Origin of the sequence: Erwinia sp. E_sp_B01_1, from assembly GCF_036865545.1 — a bacterium.
Taxonomy (GTDB): domain Bacteria; phylum Pseudomonadota; class Gammaproteobacteria; order Enterobacterales; family Enterobacteriaceae; genus Erwinia.
Window position 1 is genome coordinate 1,953,323 of the sequence record NZ_CP142208.1, and the last position, 22,410, is coordinate 1,975,732.

At 56.5% G+C, this 22,410-nt stretch carries 19 protein-coding genes and 1 pseudogene; 18 read left to right on the forward strand and 2 right to left on the reverse strand.

Annotated elements, in window-relative coordinates:
- The first annotated feature begins 5 nt into the window (after nt 1-5).
- From cobA to kdpE, 8 genes are all read left to right on the forward strand, one after another.
- Nucleotides 6-827 carry a uroporphyrinogen-III C-methyltransferase gene (gene cobA, locus VRC33_RS09445; RefSeq protein ID WP_338563132.1) on the forward strand — a complete coding sequence of 274 codons (822 nt, stop codon included), beginning with the start codon at nt 6-8 and terminating at the stop codon, nt 825-827.
- 146 nt (nt 828-973) lie between these two features.
- A complete protein-coding gene (zinT, locus tag VRC33_RS09450; RefSeq protein ID WP_338567615.1) occupies nt 974-1,618 on the forward strand; it encodes a metal-binding protein ZinT in 645 nt (214 codons plus the stop codon).
- Nucleotides 1,619-1,936: 318 nt separating this feature from the next.
- Complete coding sequence (kdpF, locus tag VRC33_RS09455) at nt 1,937-2,026, forward strand: K(+)-transporting ATPase subunit F (RefSeq protein WP_338563134.1); 90 nt, start codon at nt 1,937-1,939, stop codon at nt 2,024-2,026.
- On the forward strand, nt 2,026-3,711 hold the full coding sequence (kdpA, locus tag VRC33_RS09460; RefSeq protein ID WP_338563137.1) for a potassium-transporting ATPase subunit KdpA: 1,686 nt from the start codon (nt 2,026-2,028) through the stop codon (nt 3,709-3,711). Before kdpF ends, kdpA begins: the two co-directional genes overlap by 1 nt.
- 19 nt (nt 3,712-3,730) lie before the next feature.
- Nucleotides 3,731-5,773, forward strand: a complete 2,043-nt coding sequence (gene kdpB, locus VRC33_RS09465; RefSeq protein ID WP_338576984.1) for a potassium-transporting ATPase subunit KdpB — start codon at nt 3,731-3,733, stop codon at nt 5,771-5,773.
- An 11-nt stretch (nt 5,774-5,784) separates the two neighbouring features.
- The gene (kdpC, locus tag VRC33_RS09470) at nt 5,785-6,357 is read left to right on the forward strand and encodes a potassium-transporting ATPase subunit KdpC (RefSeq protein WP_338563139.1); all 573 of its coding nucleotides are present in this window, start codon (nt 5,785-5,787) and stop codon (nt 6,355-6,357) included.
- Between the two features lie 11 nt (nt 6,358-6,368).
- Complete coding sequence (gene kdpD / locus VRC33_RS09475; RefSeq protein ID WP_338563140.1) at nt 6,369-9,065, forward strand: two-component system sensor histidine kinase KdpD; 2,697 nt, start codon at nt 6,369-6,371, stop codon at nt 9,063-9,065.
- The gene (kdpE, locus tag VRC33_RS09480; protein WP_338563142.1) at nt 9,062-9,730 is read left to right on the forward strand and encodes a two-component system response regulator KdpE; all 669 of its coding nucleotides are present in this window, start codon (nt 9,062-9,064) and stop codon (nt 9,728-9,730) included. Before kdpD ends, kdpE begins: the two co-directional genes overlap by 4 nt.
- Here the strand turns inward: kdpE and VRC33_RS09485 are convergent.
- A pseudogene (locus VRC33_RS09485) lies at nt 9,693-10,519 on the reverse strand (DeoR/GlpR family DNA-binding transcription regulator). The gene kdpE and the pseudogene VRC33_RS09485 overlap by 38 nt on opposite strands.
- Before the next feature lie 364 nt (nt 10,520-10,883).
- Here VRC33_RS09485 and VRC33_RS09490 point away from each other — a divergent pair.
- The 9 genes from VRC33_RS09490 (at nt 10,884) to VRC33_RS09530 (ending at nt 20,045) form a co-directional block, all read left to right on the forward strand.
- Nucleotides 10,884-11,690 (forward strand): transketolase, encoded by an 807-nt coding sequence (locus VRC33_RS09490; protein WP_338564222.1) that lies wholly within the window; start codon nt 10,884-10,886, stop codon nt 11,688-11,690.
- Nucleotides 11,690-12,607, forward strand: coding sequence for a transketolase C-terminal domain-containing protein (locus VRC33_RS09495; protein ID WP_338576986.1), 918 nt, complete (start codon nt 11,690-11,692; stop codon nt 12,605-12,607). The genes VRC33_RS09490 and VRC33_RS09495 overlap by 1 nt, the downstream gene beginning before the upstream one ends.
- 12 nt (nt 12,608-12,619) lie before the next feature.
- Entirely contained in the window at nt 12,620-13,417 is a 798-nt protein-coding gene (locus tag VRC33_RS09500; RefSeq protein ID WP_338563144.1) for a GolD/DthD family dehydrogenase, read from the forward strand.
- Between the two features lie 62 nt (nt 13,418-13,479).
- Complete coding sequence (locus VRC33_RS09505; protein ID WP_338563147.1) at nt 13,480-14,415, forward strand: D-ribose ABC transporter substrate-binding protein; 936 nt, start codon at nt 13,480-13,482, stop codon at nt 14,413-14,415.
- A gap of 46 nt (nt 14,416-14,461) precedes the next feature.
- Nucleotides 14,462-15,079: a DUF2291 domain-containing protein gene (locus VRC33_RS09510; RefSeq protein ID WP_338563148.1), complete on the forward strand. Its 618-nt coding sequence runs from the start codon at nt 14,462-14,464 to the stop codon at nt 15,077-15,079.
- 3 nt (nt 15,080-15,082) lie between these two features.
- The gene (locus tag VRC33_RS09515; protein WP_338563149.1) at nt 15,083-16,633 is read left to right on the forward strand and encodes a sugar ABC transporter ATP-binding protein; all 1,551 of its coding nucleotides are present in this window, start codon (nt 15,083-15,085) and stop codon (nt 16,631-16,633) included.
- A gap of 29 nt (nt 16,634-16,662) precedes the next feature.
- On the forward strand, nt 16,663-17,730 hold the full coding sequence (locus tag VRC33_RS09520) for an ABC transporter permease (protein ID WP_338563150.1): 1,068 nt from the start codon (nt 16,663-16,665) through the stop codon (nt 17,728-17,730).
- Entirely contained in the window at nt 17,723-19,237 is a 1,515-nt protein-coding gene (locus VRC33_RS09525) for an FGGY-family carbohydrate kinase (RefSeq protein ID WP_338563152.1), read from the forward strand. The genes VRC33_RS09520 and VRC33_RS09525 overlap by 8 nt, the downstream gene beginning before the upstream one ends.
- A gap of 10 nt (nt 19,238-19,247) precedes the next feature.
- The gene (locus VRC33_RS09530; protein WP_338563154.1) at nt 19,248-20,045 is read left to right on the forward strand and encodes a glucose 1-dehydrogenase; all 798 of its coding nucleotides are present in this window, start codon (nt 19,248-19,250) and stop codon (nt 20,043-20,045) included.
- 137 nt (nt 20,046-20,182) lie between these two features.
- On the opposite strand, the gene VRC33_RS09535 is transcribed toward VRC33_RS09530, so the two are convergent.
- Complete coding sequence (locus VRC33_RS09535) at nt 20,183-20,731, reverse strand: YbhB/YbcL family Raf kinase inhibitor-like protein (RefSeq protein ID WP_338563157.1); 549 nt, start codon at nt 20,729-20,731, stop codon at nt 20,183-20,185.
- 209 nt (nt 20,732-20,940) lie between these two features.
- Here VRC33_RS09535 and VRC33_RS09540 point away from each other — a divergent pair, with 209 nt between their 5' ends.
- A complete protein-coding gene (locus tag VRC33_RS09540) occupies nt 20,941-22,386 on the forward strand; it encodes a YchO/YchP family invasin (RefSeq protein WP_338563159.1) in 1,446 nt (481 codons plus the stop codon).
- Nucleotides 22,387-22,410 lie beyond the last annotated feature (24 nt).

The window sequence follows — 22,410 nt, forward strand, 5'->3', positions numbered from 1 at the left end:
ACACCATGACAACATTACATGCAGGGCTGGAAAAATTGTTAGCCAGTAACGGTCACGGAAAACAGGCCGGTGCGGTCTGGCTGGTGGGGGCCGGGCCGGGCGATGTGGATCTGCTGACGGTCAAGGCGCTGCGGCTGATTGAACAGGCAGAAGTGGTGGTGTATGACCGCCTGGTCAGCCCGGAAATTCTGGCCCTGATCCCCGCTTCGGCGCTGAGCATCGACGTGGGTAAAACGCCCGGTTTTCACGGTATGAAGCAGTCACAAATCAACCAGCTGCTGGTGGAGCTGGCCGCCGCAGGGCAGCAGGTGATCCGTCTGAAAGGCGGCGATCCCTTTATCTTTGGGCGCGGTGGCGAAGAGATGACGGCGGTACAGGAAGCGGGGCTGGTCTGCCACATCGTGCCCGGCATCACCGCCGCCACCGGCTGCGCAGCGGCAACGGGGATCCCCCTGACGCACCGGGATCTGGCTCAGTCGGTACGCTTTATTACCGGACATGGCAAAGACGGCAAACCGCAGCTGGACTGGGAAAGCCTGAAAGATGCGCGGCAGACGCTGGTGTTTTATATGGGCCTGACCTGGTGCGGAGCGCTGAGCGAACAGCTGATCGCCTTCGGCCGCGATGCCGAAACGCCGGTAGCCATTGTGGAGCGTGGCACCCGGGCCGATCAGCGTGTCACCCTCACCACTTTGCACCAGCTGGCTGAAACGGTATTGCGTGAGAAACCGCAGTCGCCCGCTTTATTGATCGTGGGCGAGGTGGTGCGGTTATACCGGAAGAAGGAATTAACTGAGTGCGCGAGTCTCAGGCTACAGACTGTATAAACTGTTCTGCCGGACGGTGAACGAAGCTGTCACTGCTTTGAATCCCAGCGGACCCTCAGACAAAAAAATCAGCGGTAAGGATTGTCATGATGGATAAAAATGTTATGTTATAACATCAAACTTATAAGGCACATGAGGTCTGAATTTTGGCTGGTCATTTAAAATTACTCCTTTCTCTGGGCACACTTCTGGTTAGCGGGCAGGTTTTTGCCCACGGACATTCGCATGGAAAACCGCTGACGGAGGTGGAACAAAAAGCCGCCGTGGGCGTATTCAACGACACGGATGTTAAGGATCGCAGCCTCACAGACTGGGAAGGAACCTGGCAGTCCGTCTATCCGATCATGCTGAAAGGGGAGATGGACCCTGTGTTCAGGAAAAAAGCTGAAAAGGAGCAGGGGAAATCCTTTGAGCAGATCAAAGAGTACTACCGTAAAGGCTATGCCACTGACGTCACGGAAATTGGCATTGAAAACGGCAGCATGGAATTTCATACAGGCGAGCAGGTGAATGCCTGTAAGTATGATTATGCGGGCTATAAAATTTTCACTTACGCCTCGGGGAAAAAAGGGGTGCGTTATCTGTTCGAATGTAAGGACGCCAGCAGCAAAGCGCCAAAATTCGTGCAGTTCAGCGATCACACCATTGGCCCACGTCAATCTGCCCACTTCCATATTTTCATGGGCAACACCTCACAAGAGGCGCTGTTCAAAGAGATGGATAACTGGCCGACTTATTATCCGTGGCAGATGAACAATGAGCAGGTCGTAGAGGAGATGCTGCACCATTAAGTTTGCTCGCTTAAAGCGATATGAAGGTGTAAACGACCGTTCCCCCTCTGTGGAATCATTGTCACTTTTAAACTGGACCCCGGCATCTTGCCGGGGTTTCTCGTATTCACACGAAGACATTCCCTTCTTTCTGGTACAGCCCCATCTGCCGTCTTACAGTTTTTCGTAACCCTTATCCCCGCTTCCTCAAAGGTACAAAAAACCTTCTATTCCCACGGATTTATATACTTTTTTTATATCGCTCTCCGCAACATTGACAGTTTTTATATGGGCCTTTTTTTAGACTAAGTTGCACACATAAATAACGGGAGAGCGACCGTGAGCACAGAAATTATTACCGGCACCGGGCTGGTATTTTTGCTTCTGGGGTATCTGTTTTATGCCCTGTTGCGGGCGGAGGCATTCTGATGGCGGCTGAAGCGTTTTTACTGTTGGCCTGCTTTATGATTGTTTTGCTGGCACTGGCAAAACCTCTGGGCAACTACATGACCGGGATGGTGCTTGACCAGGCTCTGCCGGGGACAAGAGGCATTGAGAAAATCCTGGGCCGCCTTTGCGGAGTCTCCGCTGAAGAGATGAACTGGCGGCACTATCTTTTCGCTATTCTCAGCTTCAACGGCACCGGCCTGATCTTCCTGTTCCTGATACTCCGTTTCCAGGATTTACTGCCGCTTAATCCGCAGGGGTTACCGGGGCTTTCCTGGCATCTGGCGCTTAACACGGCGATCAGTTTTGTCGCCAATACCAACTGGCAGTCCTATGCCGGTGAAACCACCATCAGCTATTTCAGTGAAACCCTCGGTCTGGCCGTACAGAACTTCCTGTCCGCAGCCAGCGGGATGGCAATTCTCTTCGCTCTGATCCGCGGCTTCTCGCGTCATACCACTGACAAACTGGGGAATGCCTGGCGCGACCTGCTACGGATCACCTTGTTTGTTCTGTTGCCGCTGTCGTTGATCATGGCCGTTTACCTGGTCAGCCAGGGCGTTATTCAAAACTTCAGCCCTTATGTCACCCTGACCACGCTTGAAGGCGTGCAGCAGACGTTACCGATGGGGCCAGTGGCCTCGCAGGAAGCGATAAAAATGCTGGGGACCAACGGCGGCGGCCTGTTTAATGCCAACTCTGCGCATCCGTTCGAAAACCCCACGGCCTGGACCAACTTTATTCAGATGCTCGCCATTTTCCTTATTCCGGCCGCACTGTGCTTTACCTTCGGCAACGTGGTGCGGGACAGGCGGCAGGGCCATACCCTGCTGTGGGCAATGTCCATGATGTTTCTGCTGGCGGCCGCTATTGTGATGTGGGCTGAACTCAAGGGGAATCCGCATTTCACGCTGCTGGGCGCGGACTCCGCGATCAATATGGAAGGCAAAGAGAGCCGTTTCGGCATCCTCAATTCCAGCCTTTTTGCGGTTATCACCACCGCGGCTTCCTGCGGCGCAGTGAATGCCATGCACGACTCCTTTACCGCGCTGGGCGGCATGATCCCCCTGTGGCTGATGCAACTGGGTGAGGTGGTCTTTGGCGGCGTCGGCGCTGGCCTTTATGGCATGCTGATGAATGTGTTGCTGGCCGTATTCATTGCCGGGTTGATGATTGGACGGACACCGGAATACCTCGGTAAAAAAATTGGGGTGCGGGAGATGAAAATGGCCGCCCTTTACATCCTTATCACGCCTTCGCTGGTTCTGATCGGGACGGCACTCGCTTTGATGACGGAGGCCGGACGAGCGGGAATCTTCAACCCCGGACCGCATGGGTTCAGTGAAGCACTGTATGCCCTCTCATCGGCTGCCAATAACAACGGCAGCGCCTTCGGAGGTCTCTCTGCAAACACGCCTTTCTGGAATCTGCTACTGGGCGCAGCCATGCTTTTAGGGCGCTTTTTACCCTTCCTTCCCTTGATGATGATGGCGGGATCGCTTGCCTCAAGAAAAACACAGCCTGCAACGCCGGGAACGCTTCCTGCTCACGGCCCACTGTTTGTTTCGCTGATTATCGGTGTGGTGCTGCTGGTGGGTGCCCTGACGTTCATTCCGGCACTGGCGCTGGGGCCTGTTATTGAACATTTACAGATGTTTGGGCATTAATTAGCCGGAGAAATTTTGTATGGCACATAAACTTCCCTCTCAGCAGCGCACGACGGTGATGCTTAATGCGCTGCTTGAATCCGTTAAAAAGTTGGACCCCAGGGTGCAGTTTCGCAACCCTGTGATGTTCGTTGTCTGGCTGGGCAGCATCCTGACCACGCTGATTGCCACGGGTGTGATTGCATCACAGGAGGATTCGGGTTTTACGACGATAATCAGCCTGTGGCTATGGTTTACCGTTCTGTTTGCGAACTTTGCCGAAGCGCTTGCCGAAGGGCGCAGTAAAGCGCAGGCCGCGAGCCTGAAAGGCATTCAACGCACCAGCTGGGCAAGAAAACTGTCGGGCACCTCTAAAGAGGCGCCGCAGCAGAAAGTGCCTGCCGACTCCCTGCGCAAGGGCGATATCGTGCTGGTTGTGGCGGGCGATATTATCCCCTGCGATGGTGAAGTGCTGGAGGGGGGCGCTTCCGTGGATGAGAGCGCAATCACCGGCGAATCTGCGCCGGTTATCCGCGAGGCCGGAGGCGATTTTGCTTCCGTCACCGGTGGGACGCGCATTCTCTCTGACTGGCTGGTCATCCAGTGCAGCCTCAATCCTGGCGAGACGTTTATTGACCGGATGATCGCGATGGTCGAAGGAGCGAAGCGGCGCAAAACGCCGAATGAAATTGCGCTGACGATCCTGCTTATTTCGTTAACGATCGTTTTCGTGCTGGCGACCGCCACACTCTGGCCGTTCTCCGCCTGGGCAGGTACGCCCGTCAGCGTCACGGTGCTGGTGGCGTTGCTGGTCTGCCTGATCCCGACCACCATCGGAGCCTTGCTGTCAGCCATCGGGATTGCCGGAATGAGCCGTATGCTGGAAGCCAACGTTATTGCCACCAGCGGACGCGCTGTAGAAGCGGCGGGAGACGTTGACGTTCTGCTGTTGGATAAAACCGGCACCATCACTCTGGGGAACCGCCAGGCCACGCAGTTTTTACCGGCGCACGCTGTCGGGGAGGAGGCGTTAGCCAGTGCTGCGCAACTTGCCTCACTGGCGGATGAAACCCCGGAGGGCCGCAGCATCGTGGTGCTTGCCAAGCAGAAATTCAACCTGCGGGAACGGGATCTGCAAAGCCTTGAAGCGACCTTTATTCCGTTTTCTGCACAGACCCGAATGAGCGGGGTCAATATCGGTCAGAAAATGCTGCGTAAAGGGGCTGCCGACGCAATCCGTCGTCATGTTGAAAGCAATGGCGGCCATTTCCCGGCGGAGGTTGAAGAGCTGGTCGCCTCGGTGGCGAAGAGAGGGGGAACGCCGTTAGTGGTCGCCGAAGGCAGTAGGGTGATGGGCGTGGTGGCGCTGAAGGATATTGTGAAAGGCGGCATCAAAGAGCGTTTTGCCGAGCTGCGCAAAATGGGGATCAAAACGGTGATGGTCACCGGGGATAATCCGCTTACCGCAGCGGCTATCGCCGCCGAAGCCGGTGTGGATGATTTCCTCTCCGAGGCGACGCCGGAAGCCAAACTGGCGCTGATCCGCCAGTATCAGGCCGAAGGGCGAATGGTGGCGATGACCGGCGATGGCACCAACGATGCCCCGGCGCTGGCGCAGGCTGACGTTGCGGTTGCCATGAACTCCGGAACTCAGGCGGCAAAAGAAGCGGGAAACATGGTGGATCTCGATTCTAACCCCACCAAGCTGCTGGAAGTGGTGCATATCGGTAAGCAGATGCTGATGACGCGGGGATCGCTGACCACCTTCAGCATTGCCAATGACGTCGCGAAATATTTCACCATTATCCCGGCGGCCTTTGCGGTAACGTATCCCCAACTGAATACGCTGAACGTGATGGGGCTGCACTCTCCGGCATCGGCCATTTTATCCGCCGTCATCTTCAACGCGCTGATAATTGTGTTGCTGATCCCCCTGGCGCTTAAAGGCATCAGCTATCGCCCGATGCCCGCCACCGCATTACTGCGTCGTAATCTGCTGGTTTATGGTGCCGGTGGTTTAGTGGTGCCGTTTATCGGCATCAAGCTGATCGACATCATTCTGACCCTGCTGGGTCTGGGTTAAGGAGAGAAGAGATGAATCTGTTACGTCCGGCATTTTCCCTGTTTATTCTGTTAACGCTGGTTGTCGGGGCAGGTTATCCCCTGTTGACTACCGGGCTTGCGCAACTGCTGTTTCCGCAGGCTGCTAAAGGCTCGCTGATTGAATACCACGGACAGGTGCGGGGTTCCGCTTTGATTGGCCAGAACTTCACCCGTCCGGACTATTTCCACAGCAGACCTTCGGCCACGGCGGAAATGCCCTATAACGCGCTGGCGTCTTCAGGCAGCAATCTGGCGGGAAGTAACCCGGCGCTGGATGATGCGGTTAAACAGCGTATCGCCGGTTTGCGTCAGGCTAATCCTGATGCAAGTAAAACCGTGCCGGTTGATTTGGTTACCGCTTCAGCAAGCGGACTCGATCCCCATATTTCTCCGGCTGCCGCACAATGGCAGATGCCACGCGTGGCGAAAGCCCGTAATCTGCCTGTAAGCGAAGTTCAGCGATTGATAGCAGTGAATACCAGCCAGCCGAAGCTCGGGTTTATCGGTGAGCCTGTGGTGAATGTCCTGCAGCTCAATATTGCGCTGGACGAGTTACAGAACTGACAGGAAGCGATATGACAGAAGAACCTTTGCGTCCCAATCCTGATGCCCTGCTGGCGCAAACCGGCCACGAGGAGCGGGGAAAACTGAAGATTTACTTCGGTGCCTGTGCGGGGGTGGGAAAAACCTGGGCGATGCTGCAGGAGGCGCGCAGATTGCGGGCGCAGGGGCTGGATGTCCTGATCGGCGTGGTGGAGACGCATGGACGCCAGGAAACTGCGGCTTTGCTGGAAGGGCTGGCTGTTCTCCCCAGGCGAACGGGTAAACATCATCACCATCAGGAGTTCGATATTGATGCGGCGCTGGCGCGTCGCCCGGCGGTGATCCTGATGGATGAACTGGCGCATTCGAACATCCGCGGTTCACGTCATCCCAAGCGCTGGCAGGATATCGACGAACTGCTGGATGCCGGTATTGATGTACTGACCACCGTTAACGTGCAGCATCTGGAAAGCCTGAATGATGTGGTCAGCGGAATAACCGGCATCCGGGTGCGCGAAACCGTCCCCGATCCTTTTTTTGATGCTGCCTCAGAGGTGGTGCTGGTTGATTTGCCTGCGGACGATCTTCGCCAGCGGCTGAAAGAGGGGAAAGTCTATGTAGGTGAGGGCGCGGAACGGGCGATCGAAAATTTTTTCCGTAAGGGGAATCTCTATGCATTGCGCGAACTGGCCCTGCGTCGCACAGCCGACCGCGTGGATGACCAGATTAAAATCTGGCGGGATACCCGTGGGCATGAAGAGAAAGTCTGGCACACGCGCGATGCCATTTTACTCTGCATAGGGGCGGGTGCAGGTAACGAAAAACTGGTCCGCGTTGCCGCCCGGCTGGCGGCAAAATTAGATTGCGAATGGCACGCCATTACCGTGGAAACCCCCACGCTTTATCGTCAGGGGGAGGCGCGCCGTCGTGCTATTTTGCGCACCTTACAACTTGCCCAGAATATGGGGGCAGTCACGGCAACGCTTTCCGATCCCGATGAAGCAAAAGCGACACTTCGCTACGCGCGTGAACATAATCTGGGGAAAATTGTGGTGGGCCGCCCCCATCGCCAGTGGCGATTTCCCGGCTTTCTGGCCAGTCGCTTTGCCAGCCGTCTCAGTCACCTTGGCCCCGATCTGGATCTGATCGTGGTCGCTCTGGACGATCACCCTGACCCGGCAGTGGCAAAATCACCAGAGGTACGTGGGACTTCCGGTAAATGGCGGCAAAAAATCAGGGGCTGTCTGGCGGCGGCGATGTTGTGTGCCGGCATAACCTTTTTCACTAAATGGCTGCTGCCCGATTTCTCGCCGACCAACCAGGTCATGATCTACCTGCTGGGCGTGGTGCTGATCGCTATCGGCTTTGGGCGACTTCCTTCAGTTTTTGCCTCGCTGCTGAATATTGTCGCCTTCGATCTCTTCTTTGTGGCGCCTGAATGGCAGTTTGCCGTGTCGGACGCCCAGTATCTGGTGACTTTTGCGGTGATGCTGGCCGTGGGCGTTATCACCGGTAATTTAACCGCCGGGGTGCGTTACCAGGCTCGTGTGGCAAGGCATCGTGAACAGAGGGCGCGCTACCTGTATGAGCTTGCCGGGGGGTTAAATCAGGCGCGGGATCCGGGCGAGCTGACCCGTATATGCCAGCGGGTGGTGAGCGCGGCGCTGTATGCCCGCTGTGAAGTGTGGCTGCCGGATCACCGGGGGGAGCTTGTCCCGCCGGCAGAGCCGATGCTTGATGTGGTGCCCGACAGCGCAATTATTAAATGGAGTTTTGATAAAGGGCAGGCTGCCGGTGCCGGAACGGATACCCTGCCTGGCGTGCCCTATAAAATCCTGCCATTGCGCTCATCCGGAAATCTGGGTTTACTGATTATCGAACCGAAAAATGCCCGCAATCTGATCATCCCGGAGCAGCAAAGGTTGCTTGATACTTTCTGTATGCTGATTTCCGGTGCCCTTGAACGGCTGGAACTGACGCGAAAAGAGCAGGTTTCACGGCTGGCAGCAGAGCGTGAGGAATTAAGAAACTCCCTGCTGGCGGCCCTGTCGCATGATTTGCGCACGCCGCTCACCGTGCTGTCCGGCCAGGCTGAGATCCTGGCGCTGGATCTCTCCGCCAGCGGCTCTGCATACGCCCGGCAGGCTGGTGATATCCGCATGCAGACGCTGAGCACCATCCGGCTGGTGAATAATATGCTGGATATGGCGCGTATTGAAGATGCGGGCTTTCGCCTGCGCACTGACTGGATCTCGCTGGAAGAGGTTGTCGGCAGCGCGATAAAATCCCTGGAGATGTTGCTGCCTGCTGAAAAAATCAGGCTGGATCTCCCCGATAAAATGATCCTTTTACAGGCGGATGGCCCGTTACTGGAGCGGGTTTTTGTCAACCTGATGGAAAATGCCATTAAATATGCCAGCGCTGAAAATGACATTATTGGCATCCGCGCCCGTGAGCTTTGCGGAGAAATAGAGATCGGGATCTGGGATAGTGGTCCGGGTTTACCCGCGGGAAAAGAGAAGACCCTCTTTGAAAAATTTACCCGCGGAGAGAGTGAGTCCGCCATTCCCGGTGTCGGCATGGGGCTGGCAATTTGCCGGACAATTGTTGAGATGCATCAGGGCACAATCCAGGCCTGTAATCGCCCGGAAGGGGGAGCCTGCTTTACTTTTGTTTTGCCCTTACCACCCGGGCCTGCTCCTGAGGCCATACTGGAAGAGACGCCGTGAAAAGTATTCTGGTTATTGATGATGAAAAGCAGATCTGTCGGCTGTTAACGACGTCGCTGGAGCGTGATGAATTCAAAGTTTATGAAGCCGAAAACCTGGCGCGCGGGCTGAGTACCGCCGCGTCACGGCAGCCCGATCTGGTGATCCTGGATTTGGGTTTGCCGGATGGGGATGGGGTGGATTTTATCCGTGAATTCCGCCAGTGGAGTAATAAACCTATCATTGTTTTGTCCGCCCGTTCGGGGGAAGAAGATAAAATTGAAGCCCTGGATGCCGGTGCCGATGATTTTCTCTGTAAGCCTTTCGGTATCGGCGAGCTTCAGGCGCGGGTTCGTGTCGCGTTGCGCCGGACGGAGATCGATAAAGAGCAGGTAGTCGCTTTTTCAGACATTATTGTCAATCTTAACGCCCGCACCGTGCTGCGCAAGGGCGAACATATTCATCTGACGCGAACGGAATTCCGGCTTCTGGCGCTGCTGATCGGCAATCCGGGAAAGGTACTGACACAATCCCAGATCCTAAAACAGGTGTGGGGACCTTCCGCCAGCAACAGCCAGTATTTACGTATCTATATGGGGCATCTGCGTCAGAAGCTGGAGGAGTCAACGGCCCGGCCCCGACACTTCATCACCGAAAATGGCGTTGGCTATCGTTTCGTTCAGTGACGGCGGCCACCAGCACTTTGACCCCCAGCGCTTCAAACGCCCTGACCGAGTCGGCTGAAATTCCGCTGTCGGTGATCAGATACTGAATATTGCTCCAGTCGCAGGGCAGAGCAAACATCGACACCTTGTCAATTTTGCTGGAGTCAGCCACCACATAGACGGTGCTGGCCGAGTTGATCATCGCGCTTTTAACCTTGATATCGGTTTCGCTGGGAAAACTTAAGCCCAGTTTTGGCGAGATACAGGCGGTGGCGAGAAACAGTTTTTCGGCCAGCACGTTTTCAAAGAAGCTCGCCGCTTTCTCACCGGAAGTGGAAAGGGTCGGGAATTTAAAGGTCCCGCCGGTCAGCAGGATGTTGACCCCAGGCTCCCCCCGAGCATCAGCGCGATGTTCACGGCGGTGGTGACCACGGAGAGTCTGTTAATGTGGCCAAGGTACTGGGCAATAGAGGTGGTGGTGGTGCCGGAATCGAAAATCACCGTATCACCATTTTCAATATGCTGGGCGGCCAGCCGGCCAATGGCGTCCTTTTCATCCAGGTGAGTCTGCCGTTCCAGCATCAGGGCACCGGTATTCTGTTTGCCGGTCATCAACGTGGCACCGCCATGATAACGCTGAACATAACCCTCTTTCTGCAATACCCGAAGATCGGTACGGATGGTGGCCTCTGTAAGATCAAACACTTCTGTCAGCATTTTCACAGTCACGGTGCCATCCTCGCGGATCATCTCCAGGATTTTTTCCCGCCGCTGCTGCATATCCGCTAATTGTTCACTTTTGCTTTTCAACCGAAAATCTCCCTTCCCGTGCTGAGCTGACTGGAACCCGCGCCAGGCCCGATGCCAAATACTAACCCCGCTATCGCCTGAATGCGAGTCCGCCTGGCGACCCTTTCGTTTTCGAATGAAAGTGTATTCGGGTTGACGCCGTTGATTTTACACAGGTTTTCAGCATTTTCGTCCCTGTCGGCCCCGTCATTCAGGCGTCTGCTGCTGATAAATCAACGGGTTACACTTTCGCATGGCTTTTGTTCGAAGTTTGATCCACCCCACAATATGGCTTAAAACGATAGCGTATATTTTTATTCGAAAACGAATGGGCCGCAGAACTGATCGGCTAATCCGGTCCCCGGCATTAAAGACGGAGGTAATGATGGACTTTCAGGCAATCAAACAGACTGCGCGTCAGGCCCGGCGCTATGTCCTGCAAATGAATCATCGGGCGGGGAAGGGGCACACCGGTGCTGACCTCTCGGAAGTGGACATCATCTGTACGCTGTTTATGGGGGTGATGGATCGCGGTGCTGAACGTCCGGATCAGGATCGCTTTATTCTCTCAAAAGGCCACGGGGCAGGGGGACTTTACTGTAGCGCAGCGGCAATGGGGCTGCTTGATCCGGCGGTGCTTGATCAGTTTATGGGCGATGACACCCTGCTGGCCGGGCATCCGGTAAGGCAGAAGCTGCCGGATCTGGTGGAGATCAACTCCGGAGGCCTCGGACATGGCCTGCCGATTGGCGTGGGTCTGGCGCTGGGCAACAAACTTTCCGGGCTGGGGCATCGTCGTGCCTTTGTGCTGCTGGGCGATGGCGAACTGGCAGAGGGCTCGAACTGGGAAGCCGCAATGTCGGCCAGCAAATACAAGCTCGATAACCTGATTGCCATCGTCGATCGCAATCGCCTGCAACTGGCGGGCAAAACCGAAGACATCATGCCGCTGGAACCGCTCGCCGACAAATGGCTGGCGTTTGGTTTTGAAGTGCTGGAGTGCGACGGGCACGATCCGCAGGCTATCGCTGAGGCGGTCAACCAGCCTTCAACCGGTAAACCCAGGGTGATCCTTGCCACCACCGAAAAAGGCCACGGCATCTCCTTTATGGCGAATGTTCCGGCCTGGCACCATTCCGTTCCCAATGATGAGCAACTGGCCCTTGGGCTGGCTGAGCTGGAGGAAAAATAATGCAAGACTTACGCGACGCCGTAATCGCCACGCTGGTGGAAGAGCAGACCAGGGGGGCAAACCTCAGCGTGATGGTCGCTGATTCCACCTCCACATCCAAAATTGCCCCGTTTGAAAAAGCCTTTCCGGACCGGGTAATCAACGTCGGCATTGCCGAACAGAATATGATCGGGATGGCTGCGGGTATGGCACTCAGTGGCCGCACCGTGTTTACCGCTAATGCGGCACCTTTCCTGTTTGCCCGCTCTAACGAGCAGGTGAAAAACGACATCTGCTATACCGAAACCAACGTAAAAATGCTGGGGCTGAACGCTGGCTTTGCCTACGGGCCGCTGGGCGCTACTCACCACTGCACCAATGACATTGCCATCGCCCGCACCTTTGGCAACCTGCAAATTTTCGCCCCTGCAGATGCGGTGCAGGCCAGCGCCGTCGCCCGTTACGCCATTCAACATAACGGGCCGGTCTACATCCGCATGGACAGTGACAAAGTGCCGGTGTTGCATGGGGAAGAGTATCAGTTTGTACCGGGTAAACCTGAAGTGCTGCAACAGGGCAAGGAGACCATTGTGTTTTGTCTGGGCACGCTGGCTCATGAAGCGCTGGCCGCTAAAAACGACAGCATCACCATTGTTTCCCTGCCTTCTCTCTGGCCACTTGATGAGGCCGCCGTGGTGAAACTGATCGGCGCACATCAGCTGGTGATCACCATGGAGGAGCACTCACTGAGCGGCGGTCTGAGCAGCATAATTGGCGAAATCCTGCATAAGCACGGCCTGCGTCAGCGCTTCACGCCGCTGGGCATTCCGGCGCATGAATTCACCCACAGCAGCAGCCGTGCTGCGCTGCGCAGCCAGTTCCGTATTGATGCGGAAGGATTGCGCACCACCCTGCAACATATCGTCGCCGCCGCCTGAGGAGAGCCGCTGATGAGCAATGAATACGATGTCAATCTGCGCTACGGCGTGGACACCAGCATGGATCTGAGTGGCAAAGTAGCGGTAGTCACCGGGGGGCTGGGTGGCATTGCAATGGCCAGCAACAGGATGCTGCTGGAAAAGGGCGCCTGCCTGGCGCTGCTCTATCCGGCTTTTGAGCAGGCTAAAGTCAGCGATGTGGCCGGGCAGTTCAGTGCCGAACGCGTGCAGTTTGTGGAGTGCGACGTCACCGATCCCGCCTCGGTAGAACAGGCCATCAGCCAGGTCGAGGCGCATTATGGCCATATCGATATTCTGGTTAACTGCGCCGGGTATGTGATGTTGCAGCCGGTGCTGGAAACCGACTTTGCGGAGTGGCAGAAGCAGGTTGCCGTGAACCTCACCGGGCCTTTCCTCTGCTCGCAGGCGGTGGCTAAACGGATGGTAAAAGCCGGTAAGGGCGGGAAAATCATCAATATCGCCTCACAGGCTGCTTCCATCGCCATCGATAATCATGTCGCTTACACCTCGGCCAAAGCCGGGCTGCTGGGCATGACAAAGGTGATGGCGAAAGAGTTTGCGCCACACAAAATTAACGTTAATACGCTTTCACCGACCGTGGTGCTGACACCGATGGGCGAAAAAGCCTGGCGGGGAGAAAAAGGGGAAGCGATGAAGCAGCTGATCCCGATGGGACGCTTTGCTTATACCGATGAAATTGCCGCCGCCGTGCTGTTCTTTGCCAGCAACGGCAGCGACATGATCACCGGGGCCGATCTGATGATCGATGGCGGATTTACCATCTGGTAAGGCTTCGCTGACCCTGACGCAATACCCTACGCGCTGTACCTACAATAATGAGAGAACATCCTATGAACATGCGTTTAACCGTATTAGCCGTTGCCACAGCCTGTACTTTTTCGCACGCGGCGCTGGCGGCCGATAAAGGCACCATCATGATAATGGTGAACTCGCTGGATAACCCCTATTACGCCTCAGAAGCGAAAGGGGCCAATACCAAAGCGCAGGAGTTAGGCTACAAAACTTCCGTGCTGTCACACGGCGAAGATGTCAAAAAACAGAGCGAACTGATTGATGCCGCGATCGGGAAAAAAGTGCAGGGAATTATTCTGGACAACGCCGATTCCACGGCCAGCGTCGCCGCCATTCAGAAAGCCAAAGATGCCGGGATCCCGGTGGTGCTGATCAACCGTGAAATCCCGGTTGATAACGTCGCGCTGGAGCAGATCACCCACAACAACTTCCAGGCCGGATCTGACGTGGCTAACGTCTTTGTTGAACAGATGGGCGAGAAGGGCAGCTATGCCGAACTGACCTGTAACCTGGCGGATAATAACTGCGTCACCCGTTCCAAATCCTTCCACCAGGTGCTTGACCAGTACCCCGATATGAAAAGCGTGGCGCGTCAGGATGCCAAAGGCACGCTGATCGACGGCAAACGCATTATGGACAGTATTCTGCAGGCGCATCCGGATGTGAAGGGCGTGATCTGCGGTAATGGCCCGGTGGCGCTGGGCGCGATTGCGGCGCTGAAAGCGGCAGGCCGCAACGATGTGATTGTGGTTGGCATTGATGGCAGCAACGATGAACGTGAGGCGGTGAAGGCCGGCACGCTGAAAGCCACCGTGATGCTCCAGGCTCAGGCCATTGCCGCTCAGGGCGTGACCGATCTGGACAACTTTATTCAGAAGGGCACCAAACCTGAGAAGCAGCGCGTGATGTTCCGCGGCATTCTGATCACCCCGGAAAACGCCGCCAAAGTGCAGGACTTTAACTTCAAATCCTAAAGCGTGAGACTGCTGCGCCCCTGCGGGGGCGCGAAGGAGAATCCCTATGTCCAGGCGAGTCTGGCTGGCAATGGCCGCGTTGGTGCTTGGCGGCTGTCGCATCGTGTCACAACAGGAATTAGCCGACCTGAAAAATCCCCCCAACCCAAAAATGGCAAACATCACCAGCACTTATCAGCAGCAGATCGTGCCGCAGGTGGTGAAGGATGCCAGACCCCTGGGAGAGGTGATGAAGGATCTGGCTGCCGCTAAGGATATCGACAGTGCCTGTAAGCAGTTTGGTTACCGCAGTCAGGAAGAGAATCCCTGTATTTTTACGGTGAAAGTCAGCGGCAGCATCTCCGCGGTGAATACCACCTCCCGCAGCGGGAAAATGACGGTGAAAGATGTCGGCGGCCAGCAAGTTGTGGTGCAGATCGGCCCAATCATTCGTGGCACTGCCCTGCGGGATGTCTATAAGGGCGCAAGCTATCAGGACTTCAACGACCAGGTGATGTTTGGTGATTACGGCAAGGCGATCAATACCCTGGCTTCAGCAGAGGTGAAAAAACTGCAGCCGAAAGTGGGCGATCGCGTGGAAGTGGATGGCGTGTTCAGCAGTTGGGACCTGCCCCAGACCCCTCCGGATATCACCCCGGCCCGCGTTGTCCGGCAACAGGAGTAGATTATGGCGCACAGTGAAGCGGATCTCCTGACCCCGGCTAGCGCACAGTCAGAAGTGATTATCGAAACCCGCAACGTTTCCCGCCTCTATCCCGGCGTCACCGCGCTGGATCAGGTGGACTATCGCGTATACCGCAACAAGGTCAACGTGCTGATCGGGGAAAACGGGGCCGGTAAATCTACCATGATGAAAATGCTGGCGGGGGTGGAAGTGCCGTCGTCCGGTCAGATCCTGCTGGAAGGCGAGCCGGTTGCGCTGCACTCCACGCAGCAGGCAGAGAAACACGGGATCAGCATCATCTTCCAGGAGCTGAACCTGTTCCCGAACATGAACGTGATGGACAACATTTTTATTGGCAACGAGTTTTTCCAGCGCGGCGTGATCAACGAAAAATACCAGTACCAGCTGGCGAAAGCGCTGCTGGAGCGGCTGGAGCTGGATGTGGATCCCTGGTCACAACTGGGTGAGCTGGGCATCGGCCATCAGCAGCTGGTGGAGATCGCCAGGGCGCTCTCCAAAGACACCAAAGTGCTGATCATGGATGAACCGACCTCAGCGCTGAGCCAGTCAGAAGTCCGGGTGCTCTTCAACGTCATTGCCGCGCTTAAGCGCCGTGGTGTGACCATTATCTACATCTCCCACCGGCTGGAAGAGCTGATGGAGATTGGCGATCACATCACCATTTTCCGCGACGGGCGCTTTATCTCCGAACGGGAAGTGCGTGATGCCAGCGTGCCGTGGATTATTGAACAGATGGTCGGCGACAAGAAAAAGCATTTTGATTATCAGGCTGCAGAGCAGGGCGATGCCGTGCTGAACGTCAGTGGCCTGACGGCGCTGGCGCAAAACGGTGGCTACAAGCTTAACGATGTCAGCTTCTCGTTGCGCAAAGGTGAAGTGGTGGGCATTTATGGCTTGCTGGGCGCGGGCAGAACCGAGCTGTTTAAGGGGCTGATCGGGCTGATGTCCTGTCAGAGCGGCAGCGTCACGCTGAACGGTGAATGTCTGGATAAACGCAATTTCCAGTACCGGCTGAAAAAAGGCATCGCGCTGGTGCCGGAAGATCGCAAAGGCGAAGGGGTGATCGAGCTGATGTCGATCAAAACCAATATGACCCTGAGCGACCTCAGCCTGCGCGGATTCCGCAAAGCGCTGAACCTGCTTAATCCGCAAAAAGAGGCGGTTCGCGTCAACGAGATGATTGAGCGCCTGGCGATCAAAGTCAGCGATGCCGAACTGCCGATTACTTCGCTGAGCGGCGGCAATCAACAAAAAGTGGTGCTGGGCAAGGCGCTAATGACCCGTCCCGAAGTGGTGCTGCTGGATGAGCCCACGCGCGGCATTGACGTGGGCGCCAAAACCGACGTCTACCACCTGATTGGATCCATGGCCCGACAGGGGCTGGCCGTGATGTTTTCTTCCTCGGAACTGGATGAGGTGATGGCGCTGGCCGACCGCATCCTGGTGATGGCGGATGGAAAAATTACCGCCGATCTCTCACGGGCTGAAGCCACCCGCGAGCGGCTTATCACGGCTTCGACTCCACATGATTAGCCTGTGTTCCGGGCGTTGAGGACAACACCATGAATCAGAAATACCTGCTTTATATGTATCTGCTGAAGGCCCGTACGTTTATCGCGCTGCTGATCGTCATTGGCTTTTTCAGCGTGATGGTGCCGAACTTTTTAACCCCTTCCAACCTGCTGATCATGACTCAGCACGTGGCGATCACCGGCCTGCTGGCCATCGGCATGACGCTGGTGATCCTCACCGGCGGCATTGACCTTTCGGTGGGCGCCGTGGCCGGGATTTGCGGCATGGTTGCCGGGGCATTGTTGACCAACGGTATCCCACTCTGGGGCGGCAACGTGCTGTTCCTTAACGTGCCGGAAGTGATCCTGGTGGTGGCGGTGTTTGGGGTCATTGTGGGTCTGATCAACGGAACGGTTATCACCCGTCTTGGCGTGGCCCCCTTTATCTGTACGCTGGGCATGATGTATGTGGCACGCGGTGCGGCGCTGCTGTGGAACGACGGCAGCACCTATGCCAACCTGGTCGGCATGCCGCCGCTGGGTAACACGGGGTTTGCCATCCTCGGCTCTGGCACCCTGCTGGGCGTCTATATCCCGATCTGGCTGATGGTGGGCTTCCTGCTGTTGGGGCTCTATATCACCCGTAAAACGCCGCTTGGCCGCTATATCTACGCCAGCGGCGGCAACGAATCGGCGGCGCGCCTGGCCGGGGTGCCCATCATTAAAGTGAAAGTGTTTGTCTATGCGTTTTCTGGCCTGTGTGCCGCGCTGGTGGGGCTGATTGTGGCTTCCCAGTTGCAGACGGCGCACCCGATGACCGGCAACATGTTTGAGATGGATGCCATCGGCGCCACGGTGCTGGGCGGTACTGCGCTGGCGGGCGGGCGCGGGCGGGTTTCAGGGTCGATTATCGGCGCTTTTGTTATCGTCTTCCTCGCGGACGGCATGGTGATGATGGGCGTCAGCGATTTCTGGCAGATGGTGATCAAAGGTTTGGTGATCGTCACCGCCGTGGTGATTGACCAGTTCCAGCAACGCCTGCAGAGCAAAGTCGTGCTGATGCGTCGTCATGAAAAAAAGCAGGTGGCCGCGCCGCTCTCTGAGGTGACCCATGGCTAGAGAGTTGATAATTGCGCTGGATGAAGGCACCAGCAATGTGAAAGCGGTAGCAATTGATGCTCGCGGAGACGTGGTGACCAAAGCTTCCCGGCCACTGACCATAGAAACACCTCACTCTGGCTGGGTGGAGCAGGATGGCATGATGCTGCTGAACGCCTCGCTGACCGTGCTGAGGGAGGTGATCCAGTCGGTGGGTGAGGATCGTGTGGCTGCTCTGGCCATCAGCAATCAGCGCGAAACGGCCATCGGCTGGGAGAGAGCAAGTGGCAGGCCCCTTGCGCCGGCCATTACCTGGCAGTGTTCCCGTTCCTCCGCCTTCTGTGAACAACTGAGGCGGGATCAGCAGGAAGAGCTGATTCGCTCGGTGACCGGATTGCCCGTTGCGCCGCTGTTTTCCGCCTCCAAAATGCGCTGGCTACTGGATAACAGTGCTGACGGCATGGCGCGGGCCCGCAACGGCGAGATTTGCCTGGGGACCATCGATGCCTGGCTACTGTGGCATTTTACCGGCGGCAGGCAGTTCCGCTGCGATACCTCGAATGCGGCACGCACGCAGTTACTGAATCTGCAAACCGGCGAGTGGGACGAAAGTATGCTGGCGCTGTTTGGTCTGCCGCGGGTAGCGCTGCCGGAAATCTGCGCCTCCAGCGGCCTGTTCGGCACCACCAGCGGGCTTTCCGGCATTCCTGACGGGCTGCCTGTTATGGCAATGGTCGGCGATTCCCACGCCGCGCTTTACGGCCACGGGCTGGGTAAGTTGGGTGGCGTAAAAGCGACTTATGGCACTGGTTCCTCGGTGATGGCGCCATTACTGATGCCGGATACCAGCATTGTCCAGCTGGCAACCACCGTCGCCTGGCATGATGGCGAACGCCTGGTTTACGGGCTGGAGGGCAACATCCCTCACACCGGCGATGGCGTGGCGTGGATGGCGCAGGCTACCGGCCTGACAGACGGCAAGGGCCAGGTGCTGAGCCGGGCCCTGCACGAGCTACCTGCGAGTATCGACTCCACGCTGGGCGTCTATTTTGTGCCAGCGCTGACCGGAACCGGTGCGCCCTGGTGGGACGATCAGGCCCGTGGCGTCATTTGCGGCCTCAGCCGGGGCGTTACGCCTGCTCATCTGATCCGCGCCTCGCTGGAAGCTATCGCCTACCAGATTGCTGATGTGATTACCGCGATGCGACAGCACCCCGATTTCCATCTGGAAACGCTGATGGTGGACGGTGGACCCACGCAGAACCCGTGGCTGATGCAGTTTCAGGCGGATTTACTCGGCTGTCCGGTAGCCCGGAGCGTCACTCCGGAGCTTTCTGCACTGGGGGCAGGGCTGCTGGCTCGCCGGGCGTTTGAACAGCTCAGTGACAGCCAGCTCACCGCTTTGCTGCCGGAACACGATCGCTGGCTGCCTGATGAAGCCCGTCACCAACAATTGTTGCAGAGCTGGCAAGGCTGGCGCGAAGCGGTGCAGCGCACCCTCTGGCAGCCTGCTGCCCAGACTCATTAAGGAGAAGAGAATGAAACGTAATTTTCAGGGTAAAACGGTAGTAATTACCGGAGCCTGCCGCGGAATTGGGGCCGGTATCGCCGAGCGCTTTGCTCAGGACGGGGCGAATCTGGTGATGGTTTCCAATGCGGAGCGGGTGTATGAAACGGCAGAAAAACTCAAGGCCGCTTACGGCAGTGAGATCCTCGCGCTACAGGTTGATGTTACCGACGAAGCCCAGGTGCAGCATCTTTATCAGGAAGCTGCAGCACGCTTTGGCACCATTGATGTGTCCATCCAGAATGCCGGGGTGATCACCATTGATTACTTCGACAAAATGCCGAAGTCGGACTTCGAAAAAATTCTGGCAGTGAACACCACCGGCGTCTGGCTGTGCTGCCGGGAAGCGGCTAAATATATGGTAAAGCAGCAGTCAGGCAGCCTGATCAACACCTCTTCCGGCCAGGGCCGTCAGGGCTTTATCTACACTCCGCACTATGCTGCCAGTAAAATGGGCGTGATCGGCATTACTCAGAGCCTTTCACAGGAGCTGGCGCCGTGGAACATCACCGTGAACGCCTTTTGCCCCGGCATCATTGAAAGTGAAATGTGGGATTACAACGACCGGGTCTGGGGCGAGATCCTCAGCACGGAAGAGAAGCAATACGGCAAGGGCGAGCTGATGGCCGAATGGGTGCAGAATATCCCGCTGAAGCGCGCCGGACAGCCGCAGGATGTCGCCGGGCTGGTGGCCTTTTTAGCCTCCGATGATGCGCGGTATATCACAGGACAAACCATCAACGTCGACGGCGGGCTGATTATGTCGTGAGGTTGTGACGGGTTGCCGGAGCGTCCAGGCAATCTGGTCCCGTCCGGCAATTTGTCGCTTTCCTGGGGACGTTATTTGTTGCCGGAGCGTCCAGGTAATCTGGTCCCGTCCGGCAATTTGTCGCTTCCCAGGGGTCGTTATTCGTTGCCGAACCGCCCAATCAAACCGGCCGCACCCAGCGTGTGGCCCTTCAGCTTGCTCAGCAGTTCCTCCCGGGTCAATCCCTGCCCCAGGCCGTTGGCCGGTAAATCTGTGGCAATCAGCGTGAAGTTATAATGGTGCTGACCGCTTCCTGCCGGCGGGCAGGGGCCATAATAGCGGATCGTTCCCGGCGTGTTTTTGCCACCGGTATAGCCTTTGCCGTCGCTGAGTTCACCCCGGGCAAAGCTGGTACGCTGGAAAGGGATGTTATAAGCCACCATATGATTTACCCCCAGCCCCTTTGCGCCAACGGGATCCACTATCGTCAGGGCAAAACTTTTGGTGCCTTCAGGCGGGTTATTCCAGCTTAAAGCGGGGGAGATGCCTTCGCCGGTGCAGCTGGCGTTGCCTTTGGCGTTACCTGCAAAGGTTTTTGCCATCAGATCGTTATCATTAAAGTCCGGAGAATTCAGGGTAAAAACTGGCGCGGCACTGGCAGCCACAGAACAGGCCAGCAGAGAGATGCAGAACAACGTTTTTTTCATCAGGCAGCTCCTTTTTAAGAATATGTCTGAATCCTGGTGGATAAATGCCCGATCTGCCAGTGCCTTACCGTTACTTTTGTGTTAATTACCCCCCGCTGATGGTGCCGTCAGGGGGCAAACCTGTGCTAAGCTAACCTTTCACTAATTTTGTGAGCTGTAATACGTTTTTGCTTATAAATCAGTGTTGCCAGACGGCAATAAATGAGGTTATGAAAAAATTTTTCCCAATTCGCTCCTACAGCGGTGCGCTGGTGCTGTTTCTGGCCGGTGGTGCTGAACTCCCTGTCGCGCAGGCGTTGACAATGGATACCCGTGTCGCCGATGCGCCCTTTGACGATCCTGCCCGTTTCAGCCAGTCACTTCCGGATTTAGGCAGCCAGAGTAACGATGACTCTGCGCTGGCTAAGCGTGTGGCTCAGGCGATGAAAACCATTGGTGAAGCCAGTATGAGCAGTGACGACGATCAGTCACTGGGCAACGAAGCCGGGCAGTGGGCATTTAACCATTTTCGTGATGAAGCGGTCAGACGAGCCGAAACTGAAGGGCAGGATCTGTTATCACCCTACGGCAAGGCTAACCTGTCGTTGATGGTGGATATGAAAGGCAGCTTCGACGGCACTTCCGCCGAGCTTATTACGCCCTGGGCCGATAACTATCAGTACCTCACCTTTAGCCAGTTGGGCGTTCAGCAAACGGATTACGGGCTGGTGGGCAATGCCGGTCTGGGACAGCGCTGGGTCGCCGGAAAGTGGCGGTTGGGCTATAACGCGTTTATCGATCAGCTTTTTGAGTCTAACCAGCAGCGGGGCTCGCTGGGGGCCGAAGCCTGGAGCGACTATCTGCGTTTTTCCGCCAACTATTACCAGCCGCTTTCGGGCTGGCGGATGCAGACTCACCAGAATGATATGCGCATGGCGCGCGGCTATGACATTACGACTCAGGGCTACCTGCCATTTTATCGTCAGTTGGGCGTGTCGCTGAGTTATGAGCAATATCTGGGCGACAATGTCGATCTGTTTAACAGCGGGACGCTGGGCACCAATCCTGCTGCGATTGAACTTGGCGTCAGTTATACGCCTGTACCGCTGTTTACCGTCACCGCTTCGCACAAAACAGCCGATACCGGTGAGACTCAGGATCAGTTTGGCCTGAAGATGAACTATCAGATTGGTGTGGCGCTCAGCAAGCAGCTCTCTGCGGATAACGTGGCGGCGGCTCGTTCGCTCAGCGGCAGCCGTTACGATGCGGTGAACCGGAATAATTCCCCGGTGATGGAGTTCCGCCAGCGTAAAACGTTGTCGGTGTTCCTTGCCACGCCGCCGTGGCAGGTCCAGCCTGGTGAGACACTGCCGCTGAAATTGCAGATCCGCAATGCCAATACGATCAAGGCAATAAGCTGGCAGGGTGATACTCAGGCGATGAGCCTGACGCCACCGGCGAGCAATACAGATACGCAGGGCTGGAGCGTGATTGTCCCCGCCTGGGACAGTACCGAAGGGGCAAGCAATGAGTACCGGCTTTCCGTCACCCTGGAGGACAGTAAGCAGCAGCGAGTGACTTCAAACTGGATTACGCTGAAGCTGGTGCCGCCAGTGACTTTACAAAGCGCAGCGGTAAATCAATTTGATTTAATGGCTCCTTTATCTGGCGGCTAGGACGAATGCCTTATTGGCGCAAAG

Bases quoted from the DNA above. Each gene is read 5' to 3' on its own strand.
- VRC33_RS09490 (WP_338564222.1), top strand. From the start codon at position 10,884: ATGGACTTTCAGGCAATCAAACAGACTGCGCGTCAGGCCCGGCGCTAT.
- VRC33_RS09500 (WP_338563144.1), top strand. From the start codon at position 12,620: ATGAGCAATGAATACGATGTCAATCTGCGCTACGGCGTGGACACCAGC.
- VRC33_RS09505 (WP_338563147.1), top strand. From the start codon at position 13,480: ATGAACATGCGTTTAACCGTATTAGCCGTTGCCACAGCCTGTACTTTT.
- kdpB (WP_338576984.1), top strand. From the start codon at position 3,731: ATGGCACATAAACTTCCCTCTCAGCAGCGCACGACGGTGATGCTTAAT.
- VRC33_RS09540 (WP_338563159.1), top strand. From the start codon at position 20,941: ATGAAAAAATTTTTCCCAATTCGCTCCTACAGCGGTGCGCTGGTGCTG.
- VRC33_RS09525 (WP_338563152.1), top strand. From the start codon at position 17,723: ATGGCTAGAGAGTTGATAATTGCGCTGGATGAAGGCACCAGCAATGTG.
- VRC33_RS09510 (WP_338563148.1), top strand. From the start codon at position 14,462: ATGTCCAGGCGAGTCTGGCTGGCAATGGCCGCGTTGGTGCTTGGCGGC.
- VRC33_RS09495 (WP_338576986.1), top strand. From the start codon at position 11,690: ATGCAAGACTTACGCGACGCCGTAATCGCCACGCTGGTGGAAGAGCAG.
- kdpC (WP_338563139.1), top strand. From the start codon at position 5,785: ATGAATCTGTTACGTCCGGCATTTTCCCTGTTTATTCTGTTAACGCTG.
- cobA (WP_338563132.1), top strand. From the start codon at position 6: ATGACAACATTACATGCAGGGCTGGAAAAATTGTTAGCCAGTAACGGT.
- VRC33_RS09520 (WP_338563150.1), top strand. From the start codon at position 16,663: ATGAATCAGAAATACCTGCTTTATATGTATCTGCTGAAGGCCCGTACG.
- VRC33_RS09535 (WP_338563157.1), bottom strand. From the start codon at position 20,731: ATGAAAAAAACGTTGTTCTGCATCTCTCTGCTGGCCTGTTCTGTGGCT.
- VRC33_RS09530 (WP_338563154.1), top strand. From the start codon at position 19,248: ATGAAACGTAATTTTCAGGGTAAAACGGTAGTAATTACCGGAGCCTGC.
- kdpA (WP_338563137.1), top strand. From the start codon at position 2,026: ATGGCGGCTGAAGCGTTTTTACTGTTGGCCTGCTTTATGATTGTTTTG.
- kdpD (WP_338563140.1), top strand. From the start codon at position 6,369: ATGACAGAAGAACCTTTGCGTCCCAATCCTGATGCCCTGCTGGCGCAA.
- VRC33_RS09515 (WP_338563149.1), top strand. From the start codon at position 15,083: ATGGCGCACAGTGAAGCGGATCTCCTGACCCCGGCTAGCGCACAGTCA.